The organism is Micromonospora sp. NPDC005806 (assembly GCF_042871425.1).
Classification (GTDB): Bacteria; Actinomycetota; Actinomycetes; order Mycobacteriales; family Micromonosporaceae; genus Micromonospora.
In genome coordinates this window covers 1-20,948 of sequence record NZ_JBIAIL010000062.1, presented here as the reverse complement: position 1 = coordinate 20,948, position 20,948 = coordinate 1, and the positions used below count along the sequence as shown (strand labels likewise).

The following is a 20,948-nucleotide window of genomic DNA, read 5'->3' as shown; positions in this document are numbered from 1 at the left end:
CGGCTCCGGTCAGTGCACGACGTCGGCCGGGGTGAGCGCGGCGAGCAGATCGGGCAGGGCGGCCGGGCGGCCGTACCGCCAGCCCTGGCCGTGCAGGCAGCCGATCGCGGCCACCGCGGCGTGCTGGGTGCCGGTCTCCACGCCCTCGGCGACCACCGCCAGGTCGAACGCGCCGGCCAGCCGGTTGACCATCTCGACCGTGGCGTACGCGCGGGCGTCGTCGGCGTCGAGGCGGGCCACGAAGGACTGGTCGATCTTCAGCTCGGTGGCCGGGATGCGGTGCAGGTAGCTGAGCGAGGAGTAGCCGGTGCCGAAGTCGTCGATGGCGATCCGGACGCCGAGTGCGCGGAGCTGGGCGAGGCGTTCCAGCACCGGCTCGCTCCCCTCGATCAGCGCGGATTCGGTGAGTTCGAGGGTGAGCGCGTGGGGTGGCAGGCCGGCGGCCCCGACCGCCCCGGTGACCGTGGCGATCAGGTCGGGGCGGCGCAGGTGGGCGGCGGCGATGTTGACGGCGACGGTGACCTCGGGGGCACGTGTCCGCCAGGTCGCCGCGGCCTGGCACGCCTGCTGGATGACCCACCGGTCGATCGCCAGGATCAGCCCGGTCTCCTCCGCGAGGGGCAGGAACTTGGCCGGGGTGAGCACTCCGAGCCGGGGGTGCCGCCAGCGGACCAGCGCCTCGGCGCTGCGGACCGTGCCGGTGGCCAGGTCGACGATCGGTTGGAACTCCATGAGCAGTTGTTCCTCGTCGACCGCGCGGCGCAGGTCGGCGATCAGCTCGGCTCGGGTCACCGCCGATTCCCGCAGCTGCGGGGTGCAGGTCCGGTACGCGGACTTGCCGGCCGCCTTGGCCGCGTACATGGCGATGTCGGCGTCGCGGAGCAGGTCGGTGTGCGAGGTGTGCTGCGGGCCGTACTCGGCGATGCCGATGCTGGCCGACGGGTGGACGCCGAGGTCCTCCTCGCCGGGCAACGGCTGGCGGGCGGCGAGCAGCCGCTCGGCGAGCCGTTCGGGCGGCACTTGCCGGTCGCGGTCGACCAGCACGGCGAACTCGTCGCCGCCGAGCCGGAAGATCGTCCCGTCGGCGGCGACGGCGTCGCGCATCCGTTCGGCGATGGTGGCCAGCAGCCGGTCCCCGGCGGCGTGCCCGAAGCGGTCGTTGACCTGCTTGAAGCCGTCGAGGTCGAGCAGCAGCACGGCGACCGGGCCGTCGTCGCGCAGGGCCCGGCGCAGCCGCCGGGTGAAGGTGAGCCGGTTGGGCAGGCCGGTGAGCTGGTCGGCGTAGGCGAGCTGGCGCAGTCGGGCGACCAGGCGGAGATTCTCGTTGGCGGCCAGCCCCTGTCGCAGTGCCAGCGCGCCGAGCAGGGTCATCATGCTGATGAAGATCAGATGTGGGGTCTGCCCGGTGGGCCGGCGGGCCAGCACCACGGCGACGATCGCCCCGCCGACCGGCAGGTACGGCAGGGCCACCCGCCACCACGGCGGCAGCGGCGACTCGGTTGTCTCGTCGTCGCCGTCGCACTCGGCGGGCGGCCGGCACCCGGCGGCGGCGCCCATCAGCAGGTAGCTGAGCGGCCAGCAGACGTCGATCGGGTCGCCCGGTGCGTAGGTGCCGTGCGCGGCGAGGGAGACGTAGATCGCGTCGGCGGTGGCCCGGATGGCGAGGCTGGCGCCGATGAGGGTGAGCGCCCGCCACATCGGGCGGGCCGGCCCGGAGACCGCCACCAGGATGGTGAGCTGCATGAGGTCGAACATCGGGTAGAGCAGCCCAAAGGTGCGCAGCGGGTCGGCCAGGTCGGCGGCGGCGATGTCGCGGAACACCACCACCCAGCCGATCGGGATGAGGGCCAGCGCGACGATCACCCCGTCGAGCAGGGTGCGGGCCTGCCCGACGGCGCTGCGCGGGGCGGCGAGGGAGCAGAGCAGCGCGGCGGTGCCGGTGACGATGCCGGCGGTGAAGAGTGTTCCGACGAGCGGGGTGTGCGGCAGCGCGTTGCCGCCGAGCCGTTCGACCGTCCACACGGCACGACCGAGCGCGGCGAGCGCCATGGTGACGGCGAGGAGGGCCCAGAACCGGCGCAGCGACACCGGGTGCCGGCGGCTCATCCGGGCGCAGGCCACCGCCGCCCAGCTTGACACCGCCACCGCGCCGAGGTCGCTGGCCAGGGCCGCGCCCGGCAGGCCGGCGACCAGCCAGAGGGCTTCCAGGAGTACGACGAACGCGGCCGCGACGAGCCCGGCGCGGCCGGAGAGCGGGGAACGGACCCGCGCCGTGACGGCGAGGTTCACGTCCTGCTGGGGCACAACGATCGCTCCGGCTCTCTGAGCGCACCCTCGACGATGAGGACCGGTTGCGGACGGCGAACGGCGCCAGCCTAGCCAGCGCGGGGTGTCACCGCCAGATGCGATGGGCGTACGGCACCGTGGTCAACTCGCCGGCGGCGGGTCGCCGCGGCGGTAGAGGGTGACCAGGACGCCGTAGCGGGGCTGGTCGGGGCCGGCTTCCTCGGCATCGCGGACGAGGTCGTCCAGGGTGACCCGGAGTCGTTGCGCCTGCGCGGGGGTGAGCCGCAGGTGGCGCAGGTGCAGCAGCGGGTCGGGGTCGGCGGCCAGTTCCTCGGCGACCGCGCCGAGCAGGGCGGCGGTGGCGTGCGAGTCGCCGGTCTCGCCCACGAGGCGGCGGAAGGCGCGTTCGTGGTACTGCTCGGTGCCGCCGCGGACCTGCCGGGTGTGGGCGGTGCGGACCATGCCGGCCTCGGCCAGCACCTTGAGGTGGTGGGCGACGGTGCCCTTCGCCGCGCCCAGTCCGGTGGCGAGTTGGCTGATGGTGGCGGGGCCCGCCCCGAGTGCGAAGAGCAGCCGGTGGCGGAACGGGTGGGCGAGCGCCTTGAAGTGGGCCGCGGTGCGGACCTCCAGCGCGTCGGCGATCTCGTCGGTCACACCCGAAAGCGTCCAACTCTCTTGACGCTTTGTCAAACGGCTGGTCTACTGCCCTCACTCACAGTGGACAACCGAACGGGGCATCCGATGCGACAGGACGAGATCACCGAGGTCGTCGAACGGTCCGCGAAACTGGTCGCCGAGCACTACGTCTTCCCCGAGCTCGCCGAGCGGATCGCGGCGCACCTGGGCGACCGGCTGCGCGCCGGCCGGTACGCCGACGTCACCGACCCGGCGACGCTGGGCGCGCTGGTCACCGAGGACCTCCAGTCGGTCAACCGCGACCTGCACCTGCGGCTCAAGCACCACACCACCGCGCTGCCCGAGCGCGACCAGGATCCGGACGAGGGCGCCTGGGCCGACCTGACCGCCCGCCACATGGGCGGGGTGGCCCGAGTGGAACGGCTCGCCGGCAACGTCGGGCTGCTCGACCTGCGGCCCTTCCTCGCGCCGCCCCTGCTCGGCGGCGCGGCGGTCACCGCGGCGCTCGGGCTGCTCGCCGGCACCGACGCGCTCCTGCTCGACCTCCGCGGGAACCTCGGCGGCAGCCCCGACATGACCGCCCTCGTCTGCGGCTGGTTCTTCGCCGAACCGGTGCACCTGCACACCATGTACGACCGGGCCGGCGCGGGTCGGCAGTACTGGAGCGCGGCGCACCTGCCCGTGCCGGGGTACCACCCCGACAAGCCGGTGTACGTGCTCACCGGCCCGAAGACGTTCTCCGGCGGTGAGGAGCTGGCGTACGACCTCCAGCAGCTCGGCCGCGCCACGGTGGTCGGCGAGCCCACCGGGGGCGGGGCGCACCCGCGGGTCGGCTTCCGCACGCATCCGCACCTGGAGCTGACCGTGCCGGTGGCCCGGCCGGTCCACGCGGCCACCGGCACCAACTGGGAGGGGTGCGGGGTGGTGCCCGACGTCGAGGTACCGGCGGCCGAGGCGCTCGACACGGCGTACCGGACGGTCCTGGAGAGCCTGCTCGCCGCGGACCCGCAGCGGCCGACGGCGGACGAGGCGCGGGAGGCCCTGGCGGCGCTCTCCTGACTCAGGACCACTCTTCGGCGGGGTCGCCGTCGCCGCTCTCCGCGGGAGCCGGAGCCGGCGCGTCGGGGGCGGGCGCGGCGGCCGGCGGCCCGCCGTGGGTCCACGGGGTCTCCTCCAGGGCGGGAAAGTTCCCGGCCGGCAGGTACGCGTCCGACAGGGTGGTGAAACAGAGCCGCTCCCCCACCTCCGGCACGGTGCCCGGAGGTGCGGTCAACGCGCGCCCCATCCCGCCGGAGAGCTCCAGCACCACCTCGGTCTTGCCGTCCGCGCCCGGGGTCACGAAGACCACCTTCGCCTTCTGGCTCGGCCGGGCCGGCGAGTACAGGGTCGCCCCGACCGGCACCAGCACCGGCTCGGTGGTGACCACCTGGATGCGGGGGCGCAGCACCGGCCGCTTGCCGGTGTCGTCCACCCGCTTCGGGTCGGCCAGGGTCACCTCGCCGACGAACGCCTCCCCGGTCAGCCGGTGCTCGGCCATCACCAGGGGGTCGTCATAGGCGCGCTGGACGGCGTACGACGCGAGGGCCCGCTCCAGCCGGTGCAGCCGCACCGCCGCGGCCACCGCCCCGTCCCGGCGCGGCTGCGGCCCACCCCCGGCGTCGACATGCTCGGCGTGGCCGGTGAAGGCGTCCCGGTCGCCGTCCCAGCGGCCGGCCACCCGCGCCCCGGGCGGCAGCGCGCTCAGCAGCCCCACGCCGCGCCACATCAGCTCCCAGGTGGGCGCGAGCTGGTCGCGCAGCAGCCCTGCGAACTCCGCGTACGCGGCGGCGCGGGCGACCGGGTCGTCCTCGGCCTCGGCGTACGCGGTGACGGCCGGGGCGAGCCGGCGGTTGTCGAAGTCGGGGTCGGTGGCCGGGCCGGCGGGCGGGCAGAGCGCCGGGTCCTCCGCGCGGGCCGCCGCGCCGGCGCCGGTGAGCCCGGGCGGCGGGTCGATCCAGCCGAGCAGAGCCGGCAGGTGCAGGTCCTCCACCGCGCTCTGCCCGGTCGCCCAGTGCAGGGTCAGCGCCTCGGTCATCGCCAGCAGCGCCGCCGCGCCGGGATGTTCGGCGCGCTCGGCGAAGAAGGTCAGCCAGCGGCCGAGCAGCGGCACCGTCGGGTGCACCGGGTGCTCGCCGTCGGGGCGGCGGAACCGGGTGGAGCGGCCGAACAGCCGCAGGAAGGTGATCCCGGCCGGGTTGGGCACCAGCAGCTGCGGAGCGTCGACGTACCGGTACCGCACGTCCCTGCCGCGGTCGACCGGCACCGCCTCGCTGGCCTCCCGGAACGAGTCCAGGTAGGGCAGCACGATCCCGGCCAGCTCGGCGGCGAAACGGTAGCGCTGGTCGCGGTTGCGGGGCTGCGGCACGACCAGCAGCCGCGCCTGGTCGGGCGCGGTGCCGACCAGGGCGGCCAGGGGGGCGTTCGCCTCGCCGGCCATGGCGAGCGGCACCAGCACCAGCGGGCGCTCGGACAGGTGCAGGTGCCGGACCGTGGCCACCGGCTGGGCCACCCCGGCGGCGAGCGCCTGCGCCTTGGCGAGGGCGCGCAGGGTGCTCACGGGATCCGCCCGGCGAATGCGTCGACCGGGCCGGCGGCGCGGCGGGGCGTACTCATGCGGGGTTTCCGGCGAGGGCGTCGGCGCGCAGGCGCGCGGCGGCGCGCAGCAGCGCGGCGGCCTCCGCCTGCTCGGGTTCCGGAGCACGCTCGCCCTCGGCGAGGGCCAGCGCCTCGTCGACCTCGGCGACGCCGCCCAGCGCCTCCCGCACCGGGCGGCCCAGCGCGGCGGTGTGGCCGCGCGCCTCGTCCCGGCAGAAGTACGCCAGCTCGCAGGCTGCCAGGCACTCGGGCGCGTAGCGGGCGGCCACGGTGGACAGCGCGGCGGTGAGGGTGGCCCGGTCGGCGGCCAGGTCGGCGGTGAAGTCCGCCGGCACCGTGGCGAGCAGGTCGTCGATGCGGGCCATCCGGTCGAGCTGGCGGCGCAGCACCAGCAGCTGGCGGCGCACGTCGACCAGGCTGGCCACCGGCCGGTTGGCGAAGTCGGCCGGGCAGACCAGCACCACCTCGGGCGAGACGAGGTCCGGGTCCTGCCCCTCGGCGGCCAGCAGCTCGCGCAGGGCCAGCACGTAGGCGGCGGACTGGATGGCAGCGGCGGAGACCTTCGCCGGGTCGGCCTGGCCGTCGATCACCGGGAACGACTTGATCTCCACGACGTGGAACCGGCCGCCGAGGCGGGCGGCGACCAGGTCCGGTTCCAGGTGCACCCGCCGGCCGGCCACCTGCAGGCCGAGCAGCGGGTGGTCGAAGAGCGCCGCCCCGTCGCCGGCGGCGGTGAGTGCCGCCCGGGACCGCTCCTGCCGGTCCGGCAGGTCGTCCGCGCCGCCGAGGTCCGCCCAGCTCGCCGCCGCCGGCACCGGTACGCCCAACCGCTCCGCGACCAGCCGCAGCAGCTCCGCCCCGCCGTCGGCCTTGACCTGGGCCTCGAACGCGTTGCCCCGGGAGATGGCGAAGCGGGACTGGCCGAACCGGGCCGGGAAGCCGATCCGCTCGGCCAGCTTCGGCTTGTCCACCCCGGCGCTGTCCAGCAGGGCCCGCCGGGTGCAGCCCGGGTTGCCGGTCAGCGCGGCGATGGTCCGGGCGTTGTGCCGCCGGGGCGGCACGTCACCCCGGATCTCGGCCAGGCGGTGCGCGGTGTCCGTCATGATCCGCCAGGATAGGCGGTACGCGCCGATCCGGCCCGGGTCGGCGGTCAGCCGACGGCAACCGACTCGGGTTCGGTGCGGACCGCGGCGCGGCGGACCAGCACGGCGACGGTCACCGCGGCGACCAGCGCGAGCCCGGCCATCGACCACAGCACCGTACGCAGCCCGCCGGTGAAGCCCGGGTCGGCGAGCCGGCCGGCGGTGGTGCTGGCCAGCACCGCCCCGACCACGGCGATGGCGACCGTCTCGCTGGTCAGCCGGGCCGTGTTGATCATCCCGGCCCCGGTGGCCGCGCGGGACGGCGCGACGCTGCCGATCGCGATGGCGTCCAGCAGCCCGATGGACAGTCCCACCCCGCTCCCGATGGTGAGCAGCGGACCGGCCAGGGCGGCGGTGTTCACGTGCGGCCCGAGCACGGTCGCCCAGGCCGCGCCGGCCGCGACCAGCAGCACCGAGACGACGGTGACCGCGGTGGCCGGGACCAGCCGGGTCAGCGCGCCGGTGAGCAGCGGCAGCACCAGGGTCGGTGCGGTGAGCAGGATCAGCGTGGCACCGGCCGCGCCGGGGCTGAGCCCGACCACGGTGGTCAGGTACGCCGGGAGGTAGACCAGCAGCGGTACCAGCACCGCGACGATGGTGGCCGCCGCCAGGCAGATGCCGAGGAACCGGGGGCTCGCCAGCAGGGCCAGGTCGAACATCGGGTCGGCCCGGCGGCGCTCCACCCGGACGAAGGCCACCAGCAGCGCGGCGGCGACGACGAACGCGGCGAGGATGACCGGGGCGGTCCACCCGTACGCGGGGCCCTGCACGAAACCGAAGATGAGCAGCAGCAGCGCCGCGGTGAAGGAGAGGGTGCCCGGCCAGTCGACGCGCCCGGGATGCGGCTGGCGGGATTCCGGCAGCAGCGGGACGAGGACGAGCACCGCACAGGTGGCCAGCGCCGGGGCGGCGAAGACGGCCCGCCACCCGAAGCCCTCGATGAGCAGCCCGGCGACCGACGGGCCGAAGGCCAGGCCGACGCCGATCGCCGTACCGAAGAGACTGAAGGCGCGGGCCCGGGCGCGGCCCTGGAAGGCCCCGGCGAGCAGGGCGGAGGCGCTGGTCGCCGCGGCCGCCGCGCCGATCCCGGCGAGCGCCCGGGCCAGGTCGAGCAGCAGCACGTTGCCGGCCAGCGCGGCGAGCAGCCCGCCGGCGGCGAAGACGGCGACGCCGACGGCATAGACCCGGCGCCGGCCGAGCAGGTCCGCGAGGGCGCCAGTGGCGAGCATGAAGCTGGCGAAGGTGGCGTTGTAGGCGTTCACCACCCACTGCACGCCGGCCAGGTCGGCGTGCAGATCCCGGCCGATGTCCGGCAGCGCGACGGACGCGCCGGTCAGCGAGACCGGTAACGCTATGGTGGACAGCAGGACGGCCACCAGCACGACGGCCGGGTGATTACGCACGATTCTCCCCGTTCGGACGGCCTCCCGAGCCTAGTTGGCGCAGGTCGGGACGGGTCCGGTGGCGGGTCGAAGATCACACGCCGGTCAGCGGCCGGCGGAGCGGTTCCACGGGGACCGGGGAGACAGGGCGCCCGCGGACGGTCGGCTGCGGCGGCGGTGCCGGCGGCCGGGCGTACAGGGCGGCCGGGAGACGGTGTGCACCGGGGTGACCGGCTCCCGGCCGATCAGCCAGCAGAGGAAGCGGGCCATGGTCAGCCGACCGGGAGGCGCTCGGCCTCGGCCCGGAGCCCGAAGATGAGGAACATCGCTCGGCAGTACCCAACCCGAGCCCGGAAATCACCCACGAAATTTCTCGCCCGCGGCTGTCCGGATGCGCGAACCCCGTTCGTCAGGCTGGATGGAACCACGACCGAAGGAGCGAAACGATGAAGTACATGATGCTCGTCTGCACCGACACCGAGCCGGACAAGGACCCGAGCGCCGCGCCGGACATCGAGACGTGGGTGGCCGAGCGGGACGCCAACGGCCAGCGCGTGACCGGCAGCCGGTTCGCGCCCCCGTCGGCGGCCACCACCGTCCGGGTACGCGACGGCGAGCTGCTGCTCAGCGACGGCCCGTTCGCCGAGACGAAGGAGGTGATCGTGGGCTTCGACCTGCTGGAGTGCGCCGACCTGGACGAGGCGATCGAGGTGGCCCGCGCCCACCCGATGGCGTACGCGGGGCGGATCGAGCTGCGCCCGCTGGTGGACTGACCGGGTGACCAACGCGGCCGGGGTGGTCGCCGAGGCGGGTACCGAGGCCTACCCGCGGATCGTGGCTGCCCTGATCCGCGTCACCGGCGACTGGACCCTCGCCGAGGACTGCGCCCAGGAGGCGCTCGCCTCGGCGCTGGAACGGTGGCCCCGCGACGGCGTACCGGGGAATCCGGGCGGCTGGCTGATGACGGCCGCCCGGAACCGGGCCGTGGACGTGCTGCGCCGGGCCGCCGTGGAACGCCGCAAGCTGCGCGAGCTGGCGCTGCTCACCGACCCGGAGCCGACGCCGACGGAGGGGGACGTGGTGGACGACCGGTTGCGGCTCATCTTCACCTGCTGCCACCCGGCGCTGGCCCTGGAGGCCCGGGTCGCGCTGACCCTGCGCACCGTGGCCGGGGTGCCCACCGCCGACATCGCCCGCGCCTTCCTGGTCAGCGAGTCGACCATGACCCGCCGGCTCACCCGGGCCAAGACGAAGATCGCCGCCGCCGGCGTCCCCTACCGGGTGCCGACCGGGCCCGCGCTGGTCGAGCGGCTGCCGGGCGTCCTGGCCGTGCTCTACCTGCTCTTCACCCGGGGGTACGACGCCGACGGCGAACCGGCCTTCGCCGCTGAGGCGATCCGGCTGGCCCGGCTGCTCGACCAGCTCATGCCCGAGCAGCCGGAGGTGGCCGGCCTGCTCGCCCTGTTCCTGCTGCACCACTCCCGCCGGGCCGCCCGCCGCGACGCCGACGGCAACCTGCTCACCCTCGACGAGCAGGACCGCTCCCGCTGGGACCGGGGTGGAGTCGCCGAGGGCGTCGCCCTGCTCGACCGCGCCGGCCACGGCCCGTACGCCCTCCAGGCCCGGATCGCCGCCTGCCACGCCACCGCGCCGACCGCCGCGGACACCGACTGGCCGGCCATCGCCCGCTGCTACGACGAACTGACCCGACTCCGGCCCACCCCGGTCATCCGGCTCAACCGGGCGGTGGCCCACGGCTACGCGTACGGTCCGGAGCCCGGGCTGGCCCTGCTCGCCGAGGCCCGGGCCGGCGGCGCGCTGGACGGCTACCCGCCGGCCCTGGCGGCGGAGGCCGAACTGACCGCCCGCCTCGGCGACCGGGTACGCGGCGCGGCCCTGTTCCGGGCGGCGGCCGAGGCGGTGCGCTCCGAGCCGGAGCGGCGCGCGCTGCTCCGCCGGGCCGCCGAACTGTCCGACTGATCCCCTACCGTTTGTTAAAGCCCTGAATGCGCTTCCGGTGGAATCCCGGTGTGCCGCAGGTAACCCGTCCCTGCCGCCGGGAGCGGTGCCGGCGGCAGGGACGGGAACGGCCGGGTCAGGCGCGGGTCGGCAGCTCCTCCGAGAGCCAGATCGGCTGCCAGTCGGCCATCTCGTTGAAGCGGCGCAGCTCGTACAGCCCGGACACGTTGCCGCACCATGCCGCGTACGGGGGGTTGCCCTGGTCGAAGCCGCTCTGCACGAGGGTCAGCTTCGTCTTCCCGTCGGAATCGGCCAGCTCCCAGGTGCTGACCCCGACGGGTCCCCAGTCCACGGAGATCTTCCGGCCGGGCTCCAGGTCGATCACCTTGGCCGCGTACCCGGTCTCGAAGCCGCCCATGGCGTAGCGGCCGCCGACCCACGGCTCGATGCCGATCGGGTAGCCGAACCAGGCGGTGGCCTGCTCGGAGTCGGTCAGCGACGTCCAGACCCGGTCCGTGGGGGCGGCGATGGTCAGCTCGGCGCGCAGGTCGGTGGAGGTGAAGTCGGTGCGGGGCAGCAGCGGCTTGCCCTCCACCTGGGCGGCGAGGTTGGCGATCGACAGGGCCCAGAAGGTCTGCAGCGCCCCGCGGATGCTGCTGCCGCTCATCGCCTCGGCGAAGTCGAAGTGGCTCTGCCGCAGGGTGAGCACGGTGCTCTTCTCCTCGGGCGTCCACTCGAACTCGGTGGTGGTCTCCACGCCGTCGAGCGTCCAGGCGAAGCGCAGCGTGCGCTCGTCGGCGTGCAGCAGTCGCTGGTGCGGCGCGTCACCCTCGGGGGTGTAGCGACCCCAGAACTCGTACCGGTTGGGCAGCTCGACCTCGGCGTGCTCGGCCAGCCAGACGCGCAGCTCGGCGGGGTCGGTCAGGGCGTGGCGCACGGCCTCCACGGGGGCGGCGAGACGGGCACGGACGGTCAGCGGTTCACTCACGGTCGTCACCTTTCGGATAGCACGCCACGGCGAGTTTGAAGGCGTCCCCCTCGGCGCCCCCGTAGCGCGTGAACAGGTCCTGCAGCGTCGTCTGCAGGTCGTGCAGGAACTCCTGCCGGCGCTCGGCCGGCAATCTGATCTCGCCGGACACCCCGATCGAGGGCAGCTCCGGCGCGGTGCGGTCCAGCGCGGCGATGTCGGCCTGGACCTCCTCCATGAGGTCCAGCAGGTAGCCCAGGCTCAGCTCGTCGCGGGCCCGGCGCGCCTCGCCGATCCGCCCGACGAGGCGGGGCGAGAGCCAGTACGACCGGGCGACCGCCTGGTAGATGCCCTCGGTGATGCCGCGCACCTTGCGGGCCGAGACCTGCTCGACCAGGCCGGCCGCGACCAGTTGCTTGACGTGGTAGTAGACGCGCTGCGGCGTCTGCTCCAGACGGGCGGCGACTTCGGTGCAGGTGCGGGGCTCGGCGAGCTGCCGCAGCACCTCGATGCGCTGTGGCTTGAGCAGGGCTTCGGCCTGCTCACGCTCTTCCAGGTACAGGACGTCTCTCATGGCAAAATCAGTTTGTACGTACAAAACTTCTTTGTCAATGGGTTCGACGAAAGGCCGCGCGGATCGCGCGGCCTTTCGTCGTCGGTCAGCGGTCAGGGCGTCCAGTCGGGGCGCAGCGGGTAGCCGTTGACCCCCTGCGGCTCGTTGTGCGTGGCGAGCACCTGGTGCAGCTGGATGTCGTTGCGCTCGAAGGCCATCCGGGAACCCGCCATGTACAGGCCCCACACCCGGGCGGTGGCCGGGCCGACCTCGTCCACACAGAAGTCCCAGTGCTCGACCAGGTTGCGGCACCAGCCGGCCAGGGTCAGCGCGTAGTGCTGGCGCAGGTTCTCCTCGTGGTGCACCTCCAGCCCGGCGTCGTGGATCTCGCTGATCAGCCGGCCGGGGCCAGCCAGCTCGCCGTCGGGGAAGACGTACCGGTCGATGAAGGCGCCGGAGCGGTGCGGGGCACGGTTGTCGGCGCGGGTGATGCAGTGGTTGAGCAGCCGCCCGCCCGGCTTCAGCCGGCTGCGCAGCGCCCCGAAGTACGCCGGGTAGTTGCGCACCCCGATGTGCTCGGTCAGCCCGATCGAGGAGATCGCGTCGAACTGCTCGCGGGGGGCGTCCCGGTAGTCCAGGTGCCGCACCTCGGCCAGGTCACCCAGCCCCTCCCGCTCGATGGCCGCCTGCGCCCACTCGGCCTGCGCCTTCGACAGGGTCACCCCGAGCGCCTTGACGCCGTACTCGCGGGCCGCGTGCCGGACCATCCCGCCCCACCCGCAGCCGACGTCGAGCAGCCGCATTCCCGGCTTGAGCGCGAGCTTGCCGGCGACCAGGTCGTACTTGGCCCGCTGCGCCTCCTCGAGCGTGTCGTCGGGGTTGTGGAAGACCGCGCAGGTGTACGTCATCGAAGGGCCGAGCACCTTCTCGTAGAAGGCGTTCGAGACGTCGTAGTGGTGGGAGATCGCGTTGCTGTCCCGGCCACGCGAGTGGCGCAGCCCGTTCATCACCCGCTTCCAGCGCGGCGCGGACTCCTGTGGCGGGGGCGGCGGCGGCATCAGTCGCTCCCAGCCCAGCCCCTTCACCAGGGTCAGCGCCTCGCCCACCGACGGGAGGCGCAGGTGCACCCCGTCCTTGAGCACCTTGAACGCCTCGTACGGGTCGCCCGGGTGCACGCCCTCCAGCCCCAGGTCGCCGCTCACGTACGCCCGGGCCATGCCCAGGTCGCCCGGGGCGGTGAGCAGGTAGGACAGTCCCCGCTCGGAGTGGATCGCCAGGGTGATCCCGGCGTCGGCCGGGCCGACGGCGCTGCCGTCGTACCCGGTGATGCGGATGGAGAGGTCGCCGGTGGTGACCGCGCGGATCACGTCCGCCACGGTCGGTCCGGTACGCCGGCCGCCCGCCGGTGGGTCGGCCGGGGCGCTCGCCGCCCCCTGTTCACGGTCGGTCAGGCTCATTGTTTCGCTACCGCCTTCTCGTACAGTCCGGTGAGCCGGTGGTCCCGGTCGTAGCGGTCCTTCACGGCGCGCCAGGTCTCCCCGCCGTAGAGCCGGTCGAACGCGTCCCGGTCGTAGTACGCGTCGGAATAGAGCGACTTGTGCCCGCCCGCCTCCGACACCGCGCGCTCGATCTCCCGGTTGACGTCGCCGTCGGCGGCGCCCTCGGCGATCGGCACGCTCCCCCAGAAGCCGATGTTCACATACGTTTCGCCCGGTTGGAGGGGATACAGCGGCCAGGCCCGGGCGGATCCGGGACCGGCCGGCTCGCGCAGCCGCAGCGGGCACAGCCAGACCGGGGTCATCCGCACCGTCCGGGCGAACCAGCGCAGGAACTCGGCGGTGCCGTCGAGCGGGATCTCCACGTCCTGGACCACCCGCTCCCGGGCCGGTAGGCCCCGCCAACGGTCGATCCGGGCGGCCACCTGGTGCCGGTGCTCCAGGCGAACGAGGCGGTGGTAGAAGTCGCTGCGCCGGTAACGCCGCGGCCAGAGCCGGCGGACCACCGGGTGCTGCACCCCGAACGCCGCCGAGCACCAGAACCAGTCGGTGTCCCAGCGCCACAGGTAGTCGTACGTGGTGAGCACGTCCCGGGCGTGCCGGCGCAGCGAGCGGTAGTAGATGTCCTGGCCGGTGTAGTCGCTGGGCCGCCCGGCGGCGTCGTCGGTGAAGGTGCCGAGCACCAGGTACGCCTCGCCGGGGCTGAACATCACCCCGTCCATCGCGTCGACCGGGTCGCCCGCCCAGGAGCCCTTGGCGACCACCTCGCCGATCGCGTCGGTCAACTCCTCCAGCCGGCTGAACCGGATGTTGCGCAGCGCCACGTACCGGCGGACCGGCTGCAGCTCGATGCGCAGCCGGGTGGCGTAGCCGAGGCTGCCGAGCGAGTTGGGGAAGGCCCGGAACAGGTCGTCGTGCTCCCCCACCGGCCGGGCGGTGACAATCTCCCCGGCCCCGGTGAGGATGTCCAACTCCGACACCGACTCGTGGGGCAGGCCGTTGCGGAACGAGGTGGACTCGATGCCCAGCCCGGTCACCGCGCCGCCCAGCGTGATCGTGCGCAGCTGCGGCACGACCAGCGGCATCATCCCATGCGCCAGGGTCGCGTCGACCAGGTCCTCGTAGGTGCACATGCCCTGCACGTCGGCGGTCCGGGCGTCCGGGTCGACGGCGAGCACCCCCGTCAGACCGCTGACGTCCAGCCCCGGCGTGCGGGGCGCGGCCCGGGGACGGAACAGGTTGGAGGTCTGCTTGGCCAGCCGTACGGGCTCACCGGCGGGCACCGCGGCGTACGACCGCCGCAGCGTGTCCACCGCCCGTTCATGATCACGGACAGCGTGCATGAGATCACCTTACGCCTGGGTGCGACGATTCGAGGGATGCCCACAGTGGCGGTTTCCCGTCCGCTGCACGACAACCGGGTTACCGTGGCGGGCATGTCCACCCCCGCCACCGCCGCCCTCGACGTCGCCGGCCTGCCCTACCGGGTGATTCGGCACGGCCCGGTCCGCAGCCTCGCCGAGGCGGCGCAGGCCCGCGGGGTCGCGGTGCCCGACGTGGTCAAGACCATCGTGGTCCGTCGGGGCGAGGACGACCACCTGTTCGTACTCACTCCCGGCGACCGGGTGATCTCCTGGCCCAAGCTGCGCGCCCTGCTCGGGGTGAGCCGGATGTCCATGCCGGACGCCGCGGCCGCCAAGGCGGCCACCGGCTACGAGCGCGGCACCATCACCCCGTTCGGTTCGACCACCGCCTGGCCGGTGGTCGCCGACGAGCGGCTGCGCGGCCGGGAGATCACCCTCGGCGCCGGCGAGCACGGGGTGGCCGTCGCGGTCGACGCCGATGCCGCCCTCACCACGCTCGACGCGACCGTCGCCGACGTCACCGACCCGGAACCCGATCGCTGAGCGCTGGCCGACGCCCCGCCGCGGGCATAGCGTGGGGACATGCCGAAAGCCGTCTGGAACGACCTGATCGTCGCGGAGAGTGACGACACCGTGGTGGTCGAGGGCAACCATTACTTCCCTCGTGCGGCGCTGCGTGACGACCTGATCCGCGACTCCGCCACCCACACCTTCTGCCCGTGGAAGGGCACCGCCTCCTACTACAACCTGGAAAACGAGGGCCGGACCAGCGAGGACGCCGTCTGGTACTACCCGGACCCGAAGCCGGAGGCGGAGATGGTCCGCGACCGGGTGGCGTTCTGGAAGGACGTCCGGGTCGTCGACTGAGTCACCCCGCGACCGGGGTGGCTGGCGGGCGACGGTCGCCGTGGGTCAGGATGCCCCCATGTCCGACCCACGCACCGACCCGCCCGGCACCGTCTACGGCGCCCGCCGCACCGGCCGCCTCGGCCTGCCGCAGGACCCGCTGATGCGGATCGCGCTGGGCGTGGCGGTGGTCGGCGTACTCCTGGGGCTCTTCTTCGCCACCGGCGTGCTCGGCGGCGGAGAGGACGAGCCGGTGGTGCCCGCGGCGGCCGTGCCCACCGCCACGGCGAGCGCGGCCGCGCCCACCACGGAGGCCGCCCCGACCACGCCGGCCGCGCCGCCGCCGACCGCCGCGCCCACCACCCCGCCGGCCCCGGCGAACGGGCCGAAGGTGTTCCGTTCGGTGCCCTCGGGGCTCTGCCTCGGGCTGGAGAGCGACCAGCAGCAGGCGAAGGCGCAGCTCGCCCCCTGCACCGGCGGACCGGAGCAGCAGTGGGCGGCCAACCAGCTCGCCCCGGACGCGGTGGCGCTCACCGTGGCCGCGTACGGCCAGTGCCTGGACGTCGAGGGCGCCAGCACCGACGACGGCGCGAAACTCCAGCAGTACCCCTGCCACGGACAGGGCAATCAGCAGTGGCGGTTGCAGCCGGTCGGCTCGGGCGCGGTGCTGCTGGTCGCGGTGCACAGCGGCAAGTGCGCCCAGGCCGAGGGGGCCGGCACCCAGCCCGGCACCAAGCTCGTGCAGGCCCCCTGCACCGGCGCTCCCGAGCAGCAGTGGACCGTCGGCTGACCGGTCAGCCCCGGTAGCTCCAGGCCCGGTCGCCGGCGGCGACCGGGACCGCGACCGGCACCACCGGCTCGTCGCCGCGGCGGCGCAGGAGCAGGGAGAGCCCGGCCGCGCCGATCGACAGCGCGCCGGCGGCGTACCAGGCCGGGGCGTAGTCGCCGAGCTGGTCGCGGACCAGGCCGGCGCCGGTCGCCGCGAGGGCCGCGCCGACCTGGTGGGCGGCGAACACCCAACCGAACACCACCGCGCCGGAGGCGCCGAACCACTCCCGGCACAGCGCCACGGTCGGCGGCACGGTGGCGACCCAGTCCAGACCGTAGAAGACGATGAAGACCAGCATGCTCGGCTGGGCGCTGCCGGCGAAGAGGCTCGGCAGGACCAGCAGCGACCCGCCGCGCAGGGCGTAGTAGGCGCCGAGCAGCAGCCGGCTGTCCACCCGGTCGGTGAGCCAGCCGGAGGCGACCGTGCCGGCGATGTCGAAGAGCCCGACCAGGGCGAGCAGGCCGGCGGCGGTGGTCTCCGGCATGCCGTGGTCGTGCGCGGCCGGCACGAAGTGGGTGCCGACCAGGCCGTTGGTGGTCGCGCCGCAGATCGCGAAGCCGCCGGCGAGCAGCCAGAACGGTCGGGTCCGCGCGGCGGCGGCGAGCGCGCCGACCGCCCGGGCCGCCGCCCCGCCGGCCGGCGGCGTCGGGGGCACCACCTCGTCCGCGCCGTAGGCGGGCAGGCCGAGATCCGCCGGGTGCTCGCGCAGCAGCCACACCACCAGGGGTACGACCGCCAGCGCCGCCCCCGCGACGACCAGCGCCGCCACCCGCCAGCCGTGGTCGCGGACCAGCACGGCGACCAGCGGGAGGAAGACCAGCTGCCCGGCCGCCCCGCCCGCGGTGAGCACGCCGGTGACCAGGCCGCGGCGGCGCACGAACCAGCGTCCGGTCACCGTCGCCACGAAGGCCAGCGCCATCGACCCGGTGCCGAGGCCGACCAGCACGCCCCAGCAGAGGATGAGCTGCCAGCTCGCCGTCATCACCACGGTCAGCCCGCTGCCGAGGGCGACCAGCACCAGCGCCCCGGCCACCACCCGGCGGATGCCGAAGCGGTCCATCAGCGCGGCGGCGAACGGGGCGGTGAGCCCGTAGAGCATGAGGTTGACCGAGACGGCGGCGGAGATGGTGGCGAGCGGCCAGCCGAACTCGGCGTGCAGCGGGTGCAGCAGCACGCCGGGGGTGGCGCGGAACCCGGCCGCGCCGACCAGCGCGACGAAGGAGACGCCGGCCACGAACCAGGCCGGGTGCAGACGGTGTCGGATCACCTTACGAGTCTCGACGGTGGCGCCGGGCGCGACGAGTGGCCGGAAAGCCATCATGCGCAATAATCGAGCCATGACCCTCGTGCCGCACCGGATCGCGGTGCTCGCCCTGGACGGAGTGGTCGGGCTCGACCTCGGCACCCCGGCCCAGGTCTTCGGCACCGCCCGGACCGACGACCTGACCCCCCTCTACGCCGTCGCGACCTGCACCCCCGGCCGGCAGCCGATCCGCAGCACCGCCGGCTTCCAGGTCCTCCCGGACCACGGTCTGGAGCTGCTGGAGTCCGCCGACACGGTGATCGTCCCCGGCATCCACGAGGGCTCGCCGATGACCGACGGGACGGTGGACCCCGAGGTGGCGGCGGCGCTGCGAGCCGCCCACGAACGCGGTGCACGGATCATGTCGATCTGCACGGGTGCCTTCGTGCTGGCCGCCGTCGGCCTGCTCGACGGCCGCCGCGCCACCACCCACTGGGCGTACGCGGACCGCTTCCGGCGGCTGCACCCGGGCGTGGACCTCGACCCGGAGGTGCTCTTCCTCGACTCCGACGGGGTGCTCACCTCGGCCGGGGTGGCCGCCGGCATCGACCTCTGCCTGCACGTGATCCGCACCGACCACGGCAGCGCGGTGGCCAACCGCTCCGCCCGCCGCTGCGTGGTCCCGCCCTGGCGGGACGGCGGGCAGGCCCAGTACATCGAGCGCCCGGTGCCCCGGACGACGGAAACCGGCACCGCCGCCACCCGGGAGTGGGCCCGGCAACGGCTGCACCAACCGGTCGCCCTGCGCGACCTGGCCGCGCACGCCCGGATGAGCGTACGGACGTTCACCCGGCATTTCCGTTCCGAGACCGGGCTCAGCCCGGCGCAGTGGCTGCTCCAGCAGCGCACCGAGCACGCCCGGCTGCTGCTGGAGACCACCGACCTGACCGTCGACGAGATCGCCCGGCACGCCGGCTTCGGCACCACCGCCGCCCTGCGGCAGCACTTCCACCACCGGGTCGGCGTCGCCCCGACGGCGTACCGGCACACCTTCCGGCGGTCTCCTGAGCCGGCCTGGACGAGTAGCCCCACCACCCCGTGGTGGGGAGTCGCTCGCCCACCCGGCGAGGATCCACCACAACCACCGGCAACCCGGCGAACGTTCGTGGATCCGCACTAACGGAGCGCGGCTTCGCCGAGAGGCGTACGCCGATAGCGGATCTCGTGCCGGTGTCGTTGCCCGGCGACGAACCCAGCGTCGCGCAGCACCGACAAATGCTCGGACACCGTCCCGGCGGCCAGCGCGTGGCGGTGGGCCAGCGTTGTCGTGCTGGCCGGCTCGTCGAGGCTGAGTAGCAGCACCGCCCGGGTCTTGCCGATCAAACGACCCAGAGCCGCATGCCGATCGGTGGAAAGGGGCTGCCAGAGCGTGCCGAGCCCCCGCGCCGGATAGATCACTGTGGGCTGCCACGGCGGGTCCACGATGACGACGACCTGATCCCACTTGAAGGCGCTGGGCACCAGGGCAAGCCCCTCGCCTCGCATATCGCGATCCTCGTCGTCGCCGTACTCGCGGGTCAGCACGCCGTTGTTCCAGCGCAGTCGTGGATGCAGCTCGGCGAACAACCGGTCCAAGCCGCCCTCGGCGAGACGTCGGGTCTGGAAGCCCACATCGGCGTCAAGCAGTCCGCGCACCTGCGGCCAGACCGGTTCGACCAAGACCTCCCATGCCTGCTTCACCAGTGAGACCAACGTCTGGAGAACAAGGGCCGGGTCGCCCAGCAGGAGCCGTCCGGTCGCCGACTCGGCCGCCCCCGGGGTGTCCGCCAGTGACCGTCGCACCTCTGCGCGTACCCGATCATGGTCAGTGGCCGCCACAGCCGCGAGCTCGTCCTCGAACCGGACGTGTGGGCTGACCGGAGGCGGTGAGAGGAAGTCGGGGGTGTAGCCGCGACGCGGCTGGAGCAGGGCGAGCGGCCGCAGGTCGAGTTCCCGCGTGTCGAGGGTGTCGAGCCAGCGCCGGTGAGGGCCGACGCCTTCGCGCGGGGAGAGCAGGCGCACCGCGGACAGCGTCTCGAGCATCGGTGAGGTGGCGAAGCGACAGCGCAGCAGATCGGCAGGGCTGAACCGCAGCGTGACCGCCATCCGCACCGCCTTCCCCAAGAAGAAGAGATTCGGCTGTTGCCGAATCACTGGCGGCCACAATACCGGCGCTCGCACAGTGTCTCCCGTCTGAACCGACGATCACGAGGAGAACGACGATGAACCCGAGCACCGACTGGGAGCAGCGCAGCGCGGACCTGTGGGCGGCCTTCGACGCGGCACCCGACGACTGGGACGAGGAGGAGTTCCGCGAGCGGATCGGCGCCCTCGCCGACGAGTTGGCTCCGGATCATCCGGTGGCGGCGTTCGAGCGAGCCTCCGCCTGGGACTCGACCGGTCATTCGGACAAGGCGGTTCCGCTCTACCGCAAGGCGCTGGAGCTGGGCATCGACGGCATCCGGCGGCGGCGCTCGGTGATCCAGATGTCCAGCTCGCTGCGCAACTTCGGGCAGCCCCAGGAGAGCGTCCGGCTGCTGACCGAGGAGCGCGAGCGCGGCTCCGACGAGCTCGACGACGCGGTCAGCGCGATGCTCGCGTTGGCGCTGACCAGCGTCGGCCGGGAGCGGGAGGCAGTGTCAATCGCCGTCGGGGCGCTCGCCAAGCACTTGCCACGCTATCAGCGGTCGATGGCCAACTACGCCCGGCTCCTGGTCGAGTCCGACTGATTCGCCGACCAGCCAGGTGCCTGCGCTCAGGCGAGGTGCGGCTGGCGGCGCAGGGCGCGGAGCTGGGCCAGGTGCATGGGCAGGTGGACGCGGGTGTGCAGGTCCAGCACCCGACCCCAGGGCAGCGACTCGTCCACGTCCAGGTCGTAGCCCTCCCGCAGCACCGTGTCGACCGAGGTCTCGGCGGCCGGGCCGAGCCGCTCGGCGAGCGTGCAGAGCTTCTGGCTGGTCCCCCGGAGCAGGGCGGACAGCCCGTCCAGCCCACCGCATTCGGAGACCAGCGCGTCGAGCTGCGGCCGGTGGATCGTCTCCAGGTCGTAGTACGCGAACGGCGAGCCGGCCAGCACCGCCTCGGTTGCCTCGCTCATCAGCTCGTCGTTGGCGGCCAGGTGCGCCACGATCTGGTCGGCGTCCAGTTCCCCGTCCTCGGGTGGCCCGAATCCGCCCGCGTCCACCTCCGCGAGCACCGCCTCGTACGCCCGCCGCAGCGCTGCGGCGTCCACCTCGTCCATGCCCGAATCCAACCCCCGCGCCCGGCGACCGCACCGCGGCTACCCCGCCCGGTTCACCCGGACGAGGTCCCGCATGTGCTCCCTCTCCTGCTCCGATCGTGGCAAGTTTCCGTTCGCAAGATCTGGAGACGCCGCTGGCCGGCACCCTCGTGGGGGTGCCGGCCAGCGGCTTTCACGTTGTTCGGTTGTTGGGTCAGCTGTTCCAGTGCTGGGCGACGAGGTCGGCGGCCTGCTGCTCCCACTGGGCGTAGGCGTCCGGGTAGGCCGACACCTGCACGGTCTGGGCGGCCTGGGTCAGCGGCATGTCCTGCCAGCCGTCGACCTGCTTCAA

At 73.9% G+C, this 20,948-nt stretch carries 20 protein-coding genes; 8 read left to right on the top strand and 12 right to left on the bottom strand.

The features are described 5' to 3' along the window. Nucleotides 1-9: 9 nt before the first annotated feature. Together ACFYOS_RS34215 and ACFYOS_RS34210 are read right to left on the bottom strand one after the other, a co-directional pair. Nucleotides 10-2,304, bottom strand: coding sequence for a putative bifunctional diguanylate cyclase/phosphodiesterase (locus ACFYOS_RS34215; protein ID WP_387150760.1), 2,295 nt, complete (start codon nucleotides 2,302-2,304; stop codon nucleotides 10-12). 123 nt (nucleotides 2,305-2,427) lie between these two features. After that, complete coding sequence (locus tag ACFYOS_RS34210) at nucleotides 2,428-2,940, bottom strand: ArsR/SmtB family transcription factor (protein ID WP_387150758.1); 513 nt, start codon at nucleotides 2,938-2,940, stop codon at nucleotides 2,428-2,430. A gap of 87 nt (nucleotides 2,941-3,027) precedes the next feature. Here ACFYOS_RS34210 and ACFYOS_RS34205 point away from each other — a divergent pair, with 87 nt between their 5' ends. Beyond that, the gene (locus ACFYOS_RS34205) at nucleotides 3,028-3,981 is read left to right on the top strand and encodes a S41 family peptidase (RefSeq protein WP_387150756.1); all 954 of its coding nucleotides are present in this window, start codon (nucleotides 3,028-3,030) and stop codon (nucleotides 3,979-3,981) included. Between the two features lies 1 nt (nucleotide 3,982). On the opposite strand, the gene ACFYOS_RS34200 is transcribed toward ACFYOS_RS34205, so the two are convergent. The 3 genes from ACFYOS_RS34200 to ACFYOS_RS34190 are packed head-to-tail and all read right to left on the bottom strand — an operon-like array spanning nucleotide 3,983 to nucleotide 8,101. Further along, a complete protein-coding gene (locus tag ACFYOS_RS34200; RefSeq protein ID WP_387150754.1) occupies nucleotides 3,983-5,518 on the bottom strand; it encodes a hypothetical protein in 1,536 nt (511 codons plus the stop codon). A 52-nt stretch (nucleotides 5,519-5,570) separates the two neighbouring features. After that, on the bottom strand, nucleotides 5,571-6,659 hold the full coding sequence (locus ACFYOS_RS34195) for a hypothetical protein (protein ID WP_387150752.1): 1,089 nt from the start codon (nucleotides 6,657-6,659) through the stop codon (nucleotides 5,571-5,573). Nucleotides 6,660-6,706: 47 nt separating this feature from the next. Beyond that, entirely contained in the window at nucleotides 6,707-8,101 is a 1,395-nt protein-coding gene (locus ACFYOS_RS34190) for an MFS transporter (protein WP_387150749.1), read from the bottom strand. A gap of 425 nt (nucleotides 8,102-8,526) precedes the next feature. On the opposite strand from ACFYOS_RS34190, the gene ACFYOS_RS34185 reads away from it, so the two are divergent. Beyond that, entirely contained in the window at nucleotides 8,527-8,853 is a 327-nt protein-coding gene (locus tag ACFYOS_RS34185) for a YciI family protein (protein WP_387150748.1), read from the top strand. 4 nt (nucleotides 8,854-8,857) lie between these two features. Then, entirely contained in the window at nucleotides 8,858-10,060 is a 1,203-nt protein-coding gene (locus tag ACFYOS_RS34180) for an RNA polymerase sigma factor (protein ID WP_387150746.1), read from the top strand. 115 nt (nucleotides 10,061-10,175) lie between these two features. On the opposite strand, the gene ACFYOS_RS34175 is transcribed toward ACFYOS_RS34180, so the two are convergent. The 4 genes from ACFYOS_RS34175 to ACFYOS_RS34160 form a co-directional block, all read right to left on the bottom strand. Next, entirely contained in the window at nucleotides 10,176-11,027 is an 852-nt protein-coding gene (locus ACFYOS_RS34175; RefSeq protein ID WP_387150745.1) for an SRPBCC family protein, read from the bottom strand. Then, on the bottom strand, nucleotides 11,020-11,580 hold the full coding sequence (locus ACFYOS_RS34170; RefSeq protein ID WP_387150743.1) for a helix-turn-helix domain-containing protein: 561 nt from the start codon (nucleotides 11,578-11,580) through the stop codon (nucleotides 11,020-11,022). The genes ACFYOS_RS34175 and ACFYOS_RS34170 overlap by 8 nt, the downstream gene beginning before the upstream one ends. A gap of 92 nt (nucleotides 11,581-11,672) precedes the next feature. After that, complete coding sequence (locus tag ACFYOS_RS34165) at nucleotides 11,673-13,016, bottom strand: class I SAM-dependent methyltransferase (protein ID WP_387150741.1); 1,344 nt, start codon at nucleotides 13,014-13,016, stop codon at nucleotides 11,673-11,675. Next, nucleotides 13,013-14,398, bottom strand: coding sequence for an FAD-binding oxidoreductase (locus tag ACFYOS_RS34160; RefSeq protein WP_387150739.1), 1,386 nt, complete (start codon nucleotides 14,396-14,398; stop codon nucleotides 13,013-13,015). Before ACFYOS_RS34160 ends, ACFYOS_RS34165 begins: the two co-directional genes overlap by 4 nt. Nucleotides 14,399-14,491: 93 nt before the next feature. On the opposite strand from ACFYOS_RS34160, the gene ACFYOS_RS34155 reads away from it, so the two are divergent. Genes ACFYOS_RS34155 through ACFYOS_RS34145 form a run of 3 tightly spaced genes read left to right on the top strand, consistent with a single transcriptional unit; the run spans nucleotide 14,492 to nucleotide 16,055 of the window. After that, complete coding sequence (locus tag ACFYOS_RS34155) at nucleotides 14,492-14,962, top strand: aminoacyl-tRNA deacylase (RefSeq protein WP_387150737.1); 471 nt, start codon at nucleotides 14,492-14,494, stop codon at nucleotides 14,960-14,962. Between the two features lie 39 nt (nucleotides 14,963-15,001). Next, a complete protein-coding gene (locus ACFYOS_RS34150) occupies nucleotides 15,002-15,286 on the top strand; it encodes a DUF427 domain-containing protein (RefSeq protein ID WP_387150734.1) in 285 nt (94 codons plus the stop codon). A gap of 58 nt (nucleotides 15,287-15,344) precedes the next feature. Beyond that, nucleotides 15,345-16,055: an RICIN domain-containing protein gene (locus ACFYOS_RS34145; protein ID WP_387150731.1), complete on the top strand. Its 711-nt coding sequence runs from the start codon at nucleotides 15,345-15,347 to the stop codon at nucleotides 16,053-16,055. A gap of 4 nt (nucleotides 16,056-16,059) precedes the next feature. Here the strand turns inward: ACFYOS_RS34145 and ACFYOS_RS34140 are convergent, their stop codons facing one another. Continuing rightward, nucleotides 16,060-17,361 carry an MFS transporter gene (locus ACFYOS_RS34140; protein WP_387150729.1) on the bottom strand — a complete coding sequence of 434 codons (1,302 nt, stop codon included), beginning with the start codon at nucleotides 17,359-17,361 and terminating at the stop codon, nucleotides 16,060-16,062. A gap of 52 nt (nucleotides 17,362-17,413) precedes the next feature. Between ACFYOS_RS34140 and ACFYOS_RS34135 the strand changes: the two genes are divergently transcribed. Beyond that, nucleotides 17,414-18,517 carry a GlxA family transcriptional regulator gene (locus tag ACFYOS_RS34135; protein WP_387150726.1) on the top strand — a complete coding sequence of 368 codons (1,104 nt, stop codon included), beginning with the start codon at nucleotides 17,414-17,416 and terminating at the stop codon, nucleotides 18,515-18,517. Here the strand turns inward: ACFYOS_RS34135 and ACFYOS_RS34130 are convergent. Continuing rightward, nucleotides 18,514-19,482, bottom strand: a complete 969-nt coding sequence (locus ACFYOS_RS34130) for a DUF5937 family protein (RefSeq protein ID WP_387150723.1) — start codon at nucleotides 19,480-19,482, stop codon at nucleotides 18,514-18,516. The genes ACFYOS_RS34135 and ACFYOS_RS34130 overlap by 4 nt on opposite strands. A 116-nt stretch (nucleotides 19,483-19,598) precedes the next feature. Between ACFYOS_RS34130 and ACFYOS_RS34125 the strand changes: the two genes are divergently transcribed. Then, a complete protein-coding gene (locus ACFYOS_RS34125; RefSeq protein ID WP_387150720.1) occupies nucleotides 19,599-20,105 on the top strand; it encodes a tetratricopeptide repeat protein in 507 nt (168 codons plus the stop codon). Between the two features lie 26 nt (nucleotides 20,106-20,131). On the opposite strand, the gene ACFYOS_RS34120 is transcribed toward ACFYOS_RS34125, so the two are convergent. Further along, nucleotides 20,132-20,608, bottom strand: coding sequence for a hypothetical protein (locus ACFYOS_RS34120; protein WP_387150778.1), 477 nt, complete (start codon nucleotides 20,606-20,608; stop codon nucleotides 20,132-20,134). Nucleotides 20,609-20,948 lie beyond the last annotated feature (340 nt).

Excerpts from the sequence above, each read along its gene's own strand:
- ACFYOS_RS34205 (WP_387150756.1), top strand. The coding sequence starts at position 3,028 with ATGCGACAGGACGAGATCACCGAGGTCGTCGAACGGTCCGCGAAACTG.
- ACFYOS_RS34195 (WP_387150752.1), bottom strand. The coding sequence starts at position 6,659 with ATGACGGACACCGCGCACCGCCTGGCCGAGATCCGGGGTGACGTGCCG.
- ACFYOS_RS34185 (WP_387150748.1), top strand. The coding sequence starts at position 8,527 with ATGAAGTACATGATGCTCGTCTGCACCGACACCGAGCCGGACAAGGAC.
- ACFYOS_RS34170 (WP_387150743.1), bottom strand. The coding sequence starts at position 11,580 with ATGAGAGACGTCCTGTACCTGGAAGAGCGTGAGCAGGCCGAAGCCCTG.
- ACFYOS_RS34165 (WP_387150741.1), bottom strand. The coding sequence starts at position 13,016 with ATGAGCCTGACCGACCGTGAACAGGGGGCGGCGAGCGCCCCGGCCGAC.
- ACFYOS_RS34160 (WP_387150739.1), bottom strand. The coding sequence starts at position 14,398 with ATGCACGCTGTCCGTGATCATGAACGGGCGGTGGACACGCTGCGGCGG.
- ACFYOS_RS34155 (WP_387150737.1), top strand. The coding sequence starts at position 14,492 with ATGTCCACCCCCGCCACCGCCGCCCTCGACGTCGCCGGCCTGCCCTAC.
- ACFYOS_RS34150 (WP_387150734.1), top strand. The coding sequence starts at position 15,002 with ATGCCGAAAGCCGTCTGGAACGACCTGATCGTCGCGGAGAGTGACGAC.
- ACFYOS_RS34145 (WP_387150731.1), top strand. The coding sequence starts at position 15,345 with ATGTCCGACCCACGCACCGACCCGCCCGGCACCGTCTACGGCGCCCGC.
- ACFYOS_RS34135 (WP_387150726.1), top strand. The coding sequence starts at position 17,414 with ATGCGCAATAATCGAGCCATGACCCTCGTGCCGCACCGGATCGCGGTG.
- ACFYOS_RS34130 (WP_387150723.1), bottom strand. The coding sequence starts at position 19,482 with ATGGCGGTCACGCTGCGGTTCAGCCCTGCCGATCTGCTGCGCTGTCGC.
- ACFYOS_RS34125 (WP_387150720.1), top strand. The coding sequence starts at position 19,599 with ATGAACCCGAGCACCGACTGGGAGCAGCGCAGCGCGGACCTGTGGGCG.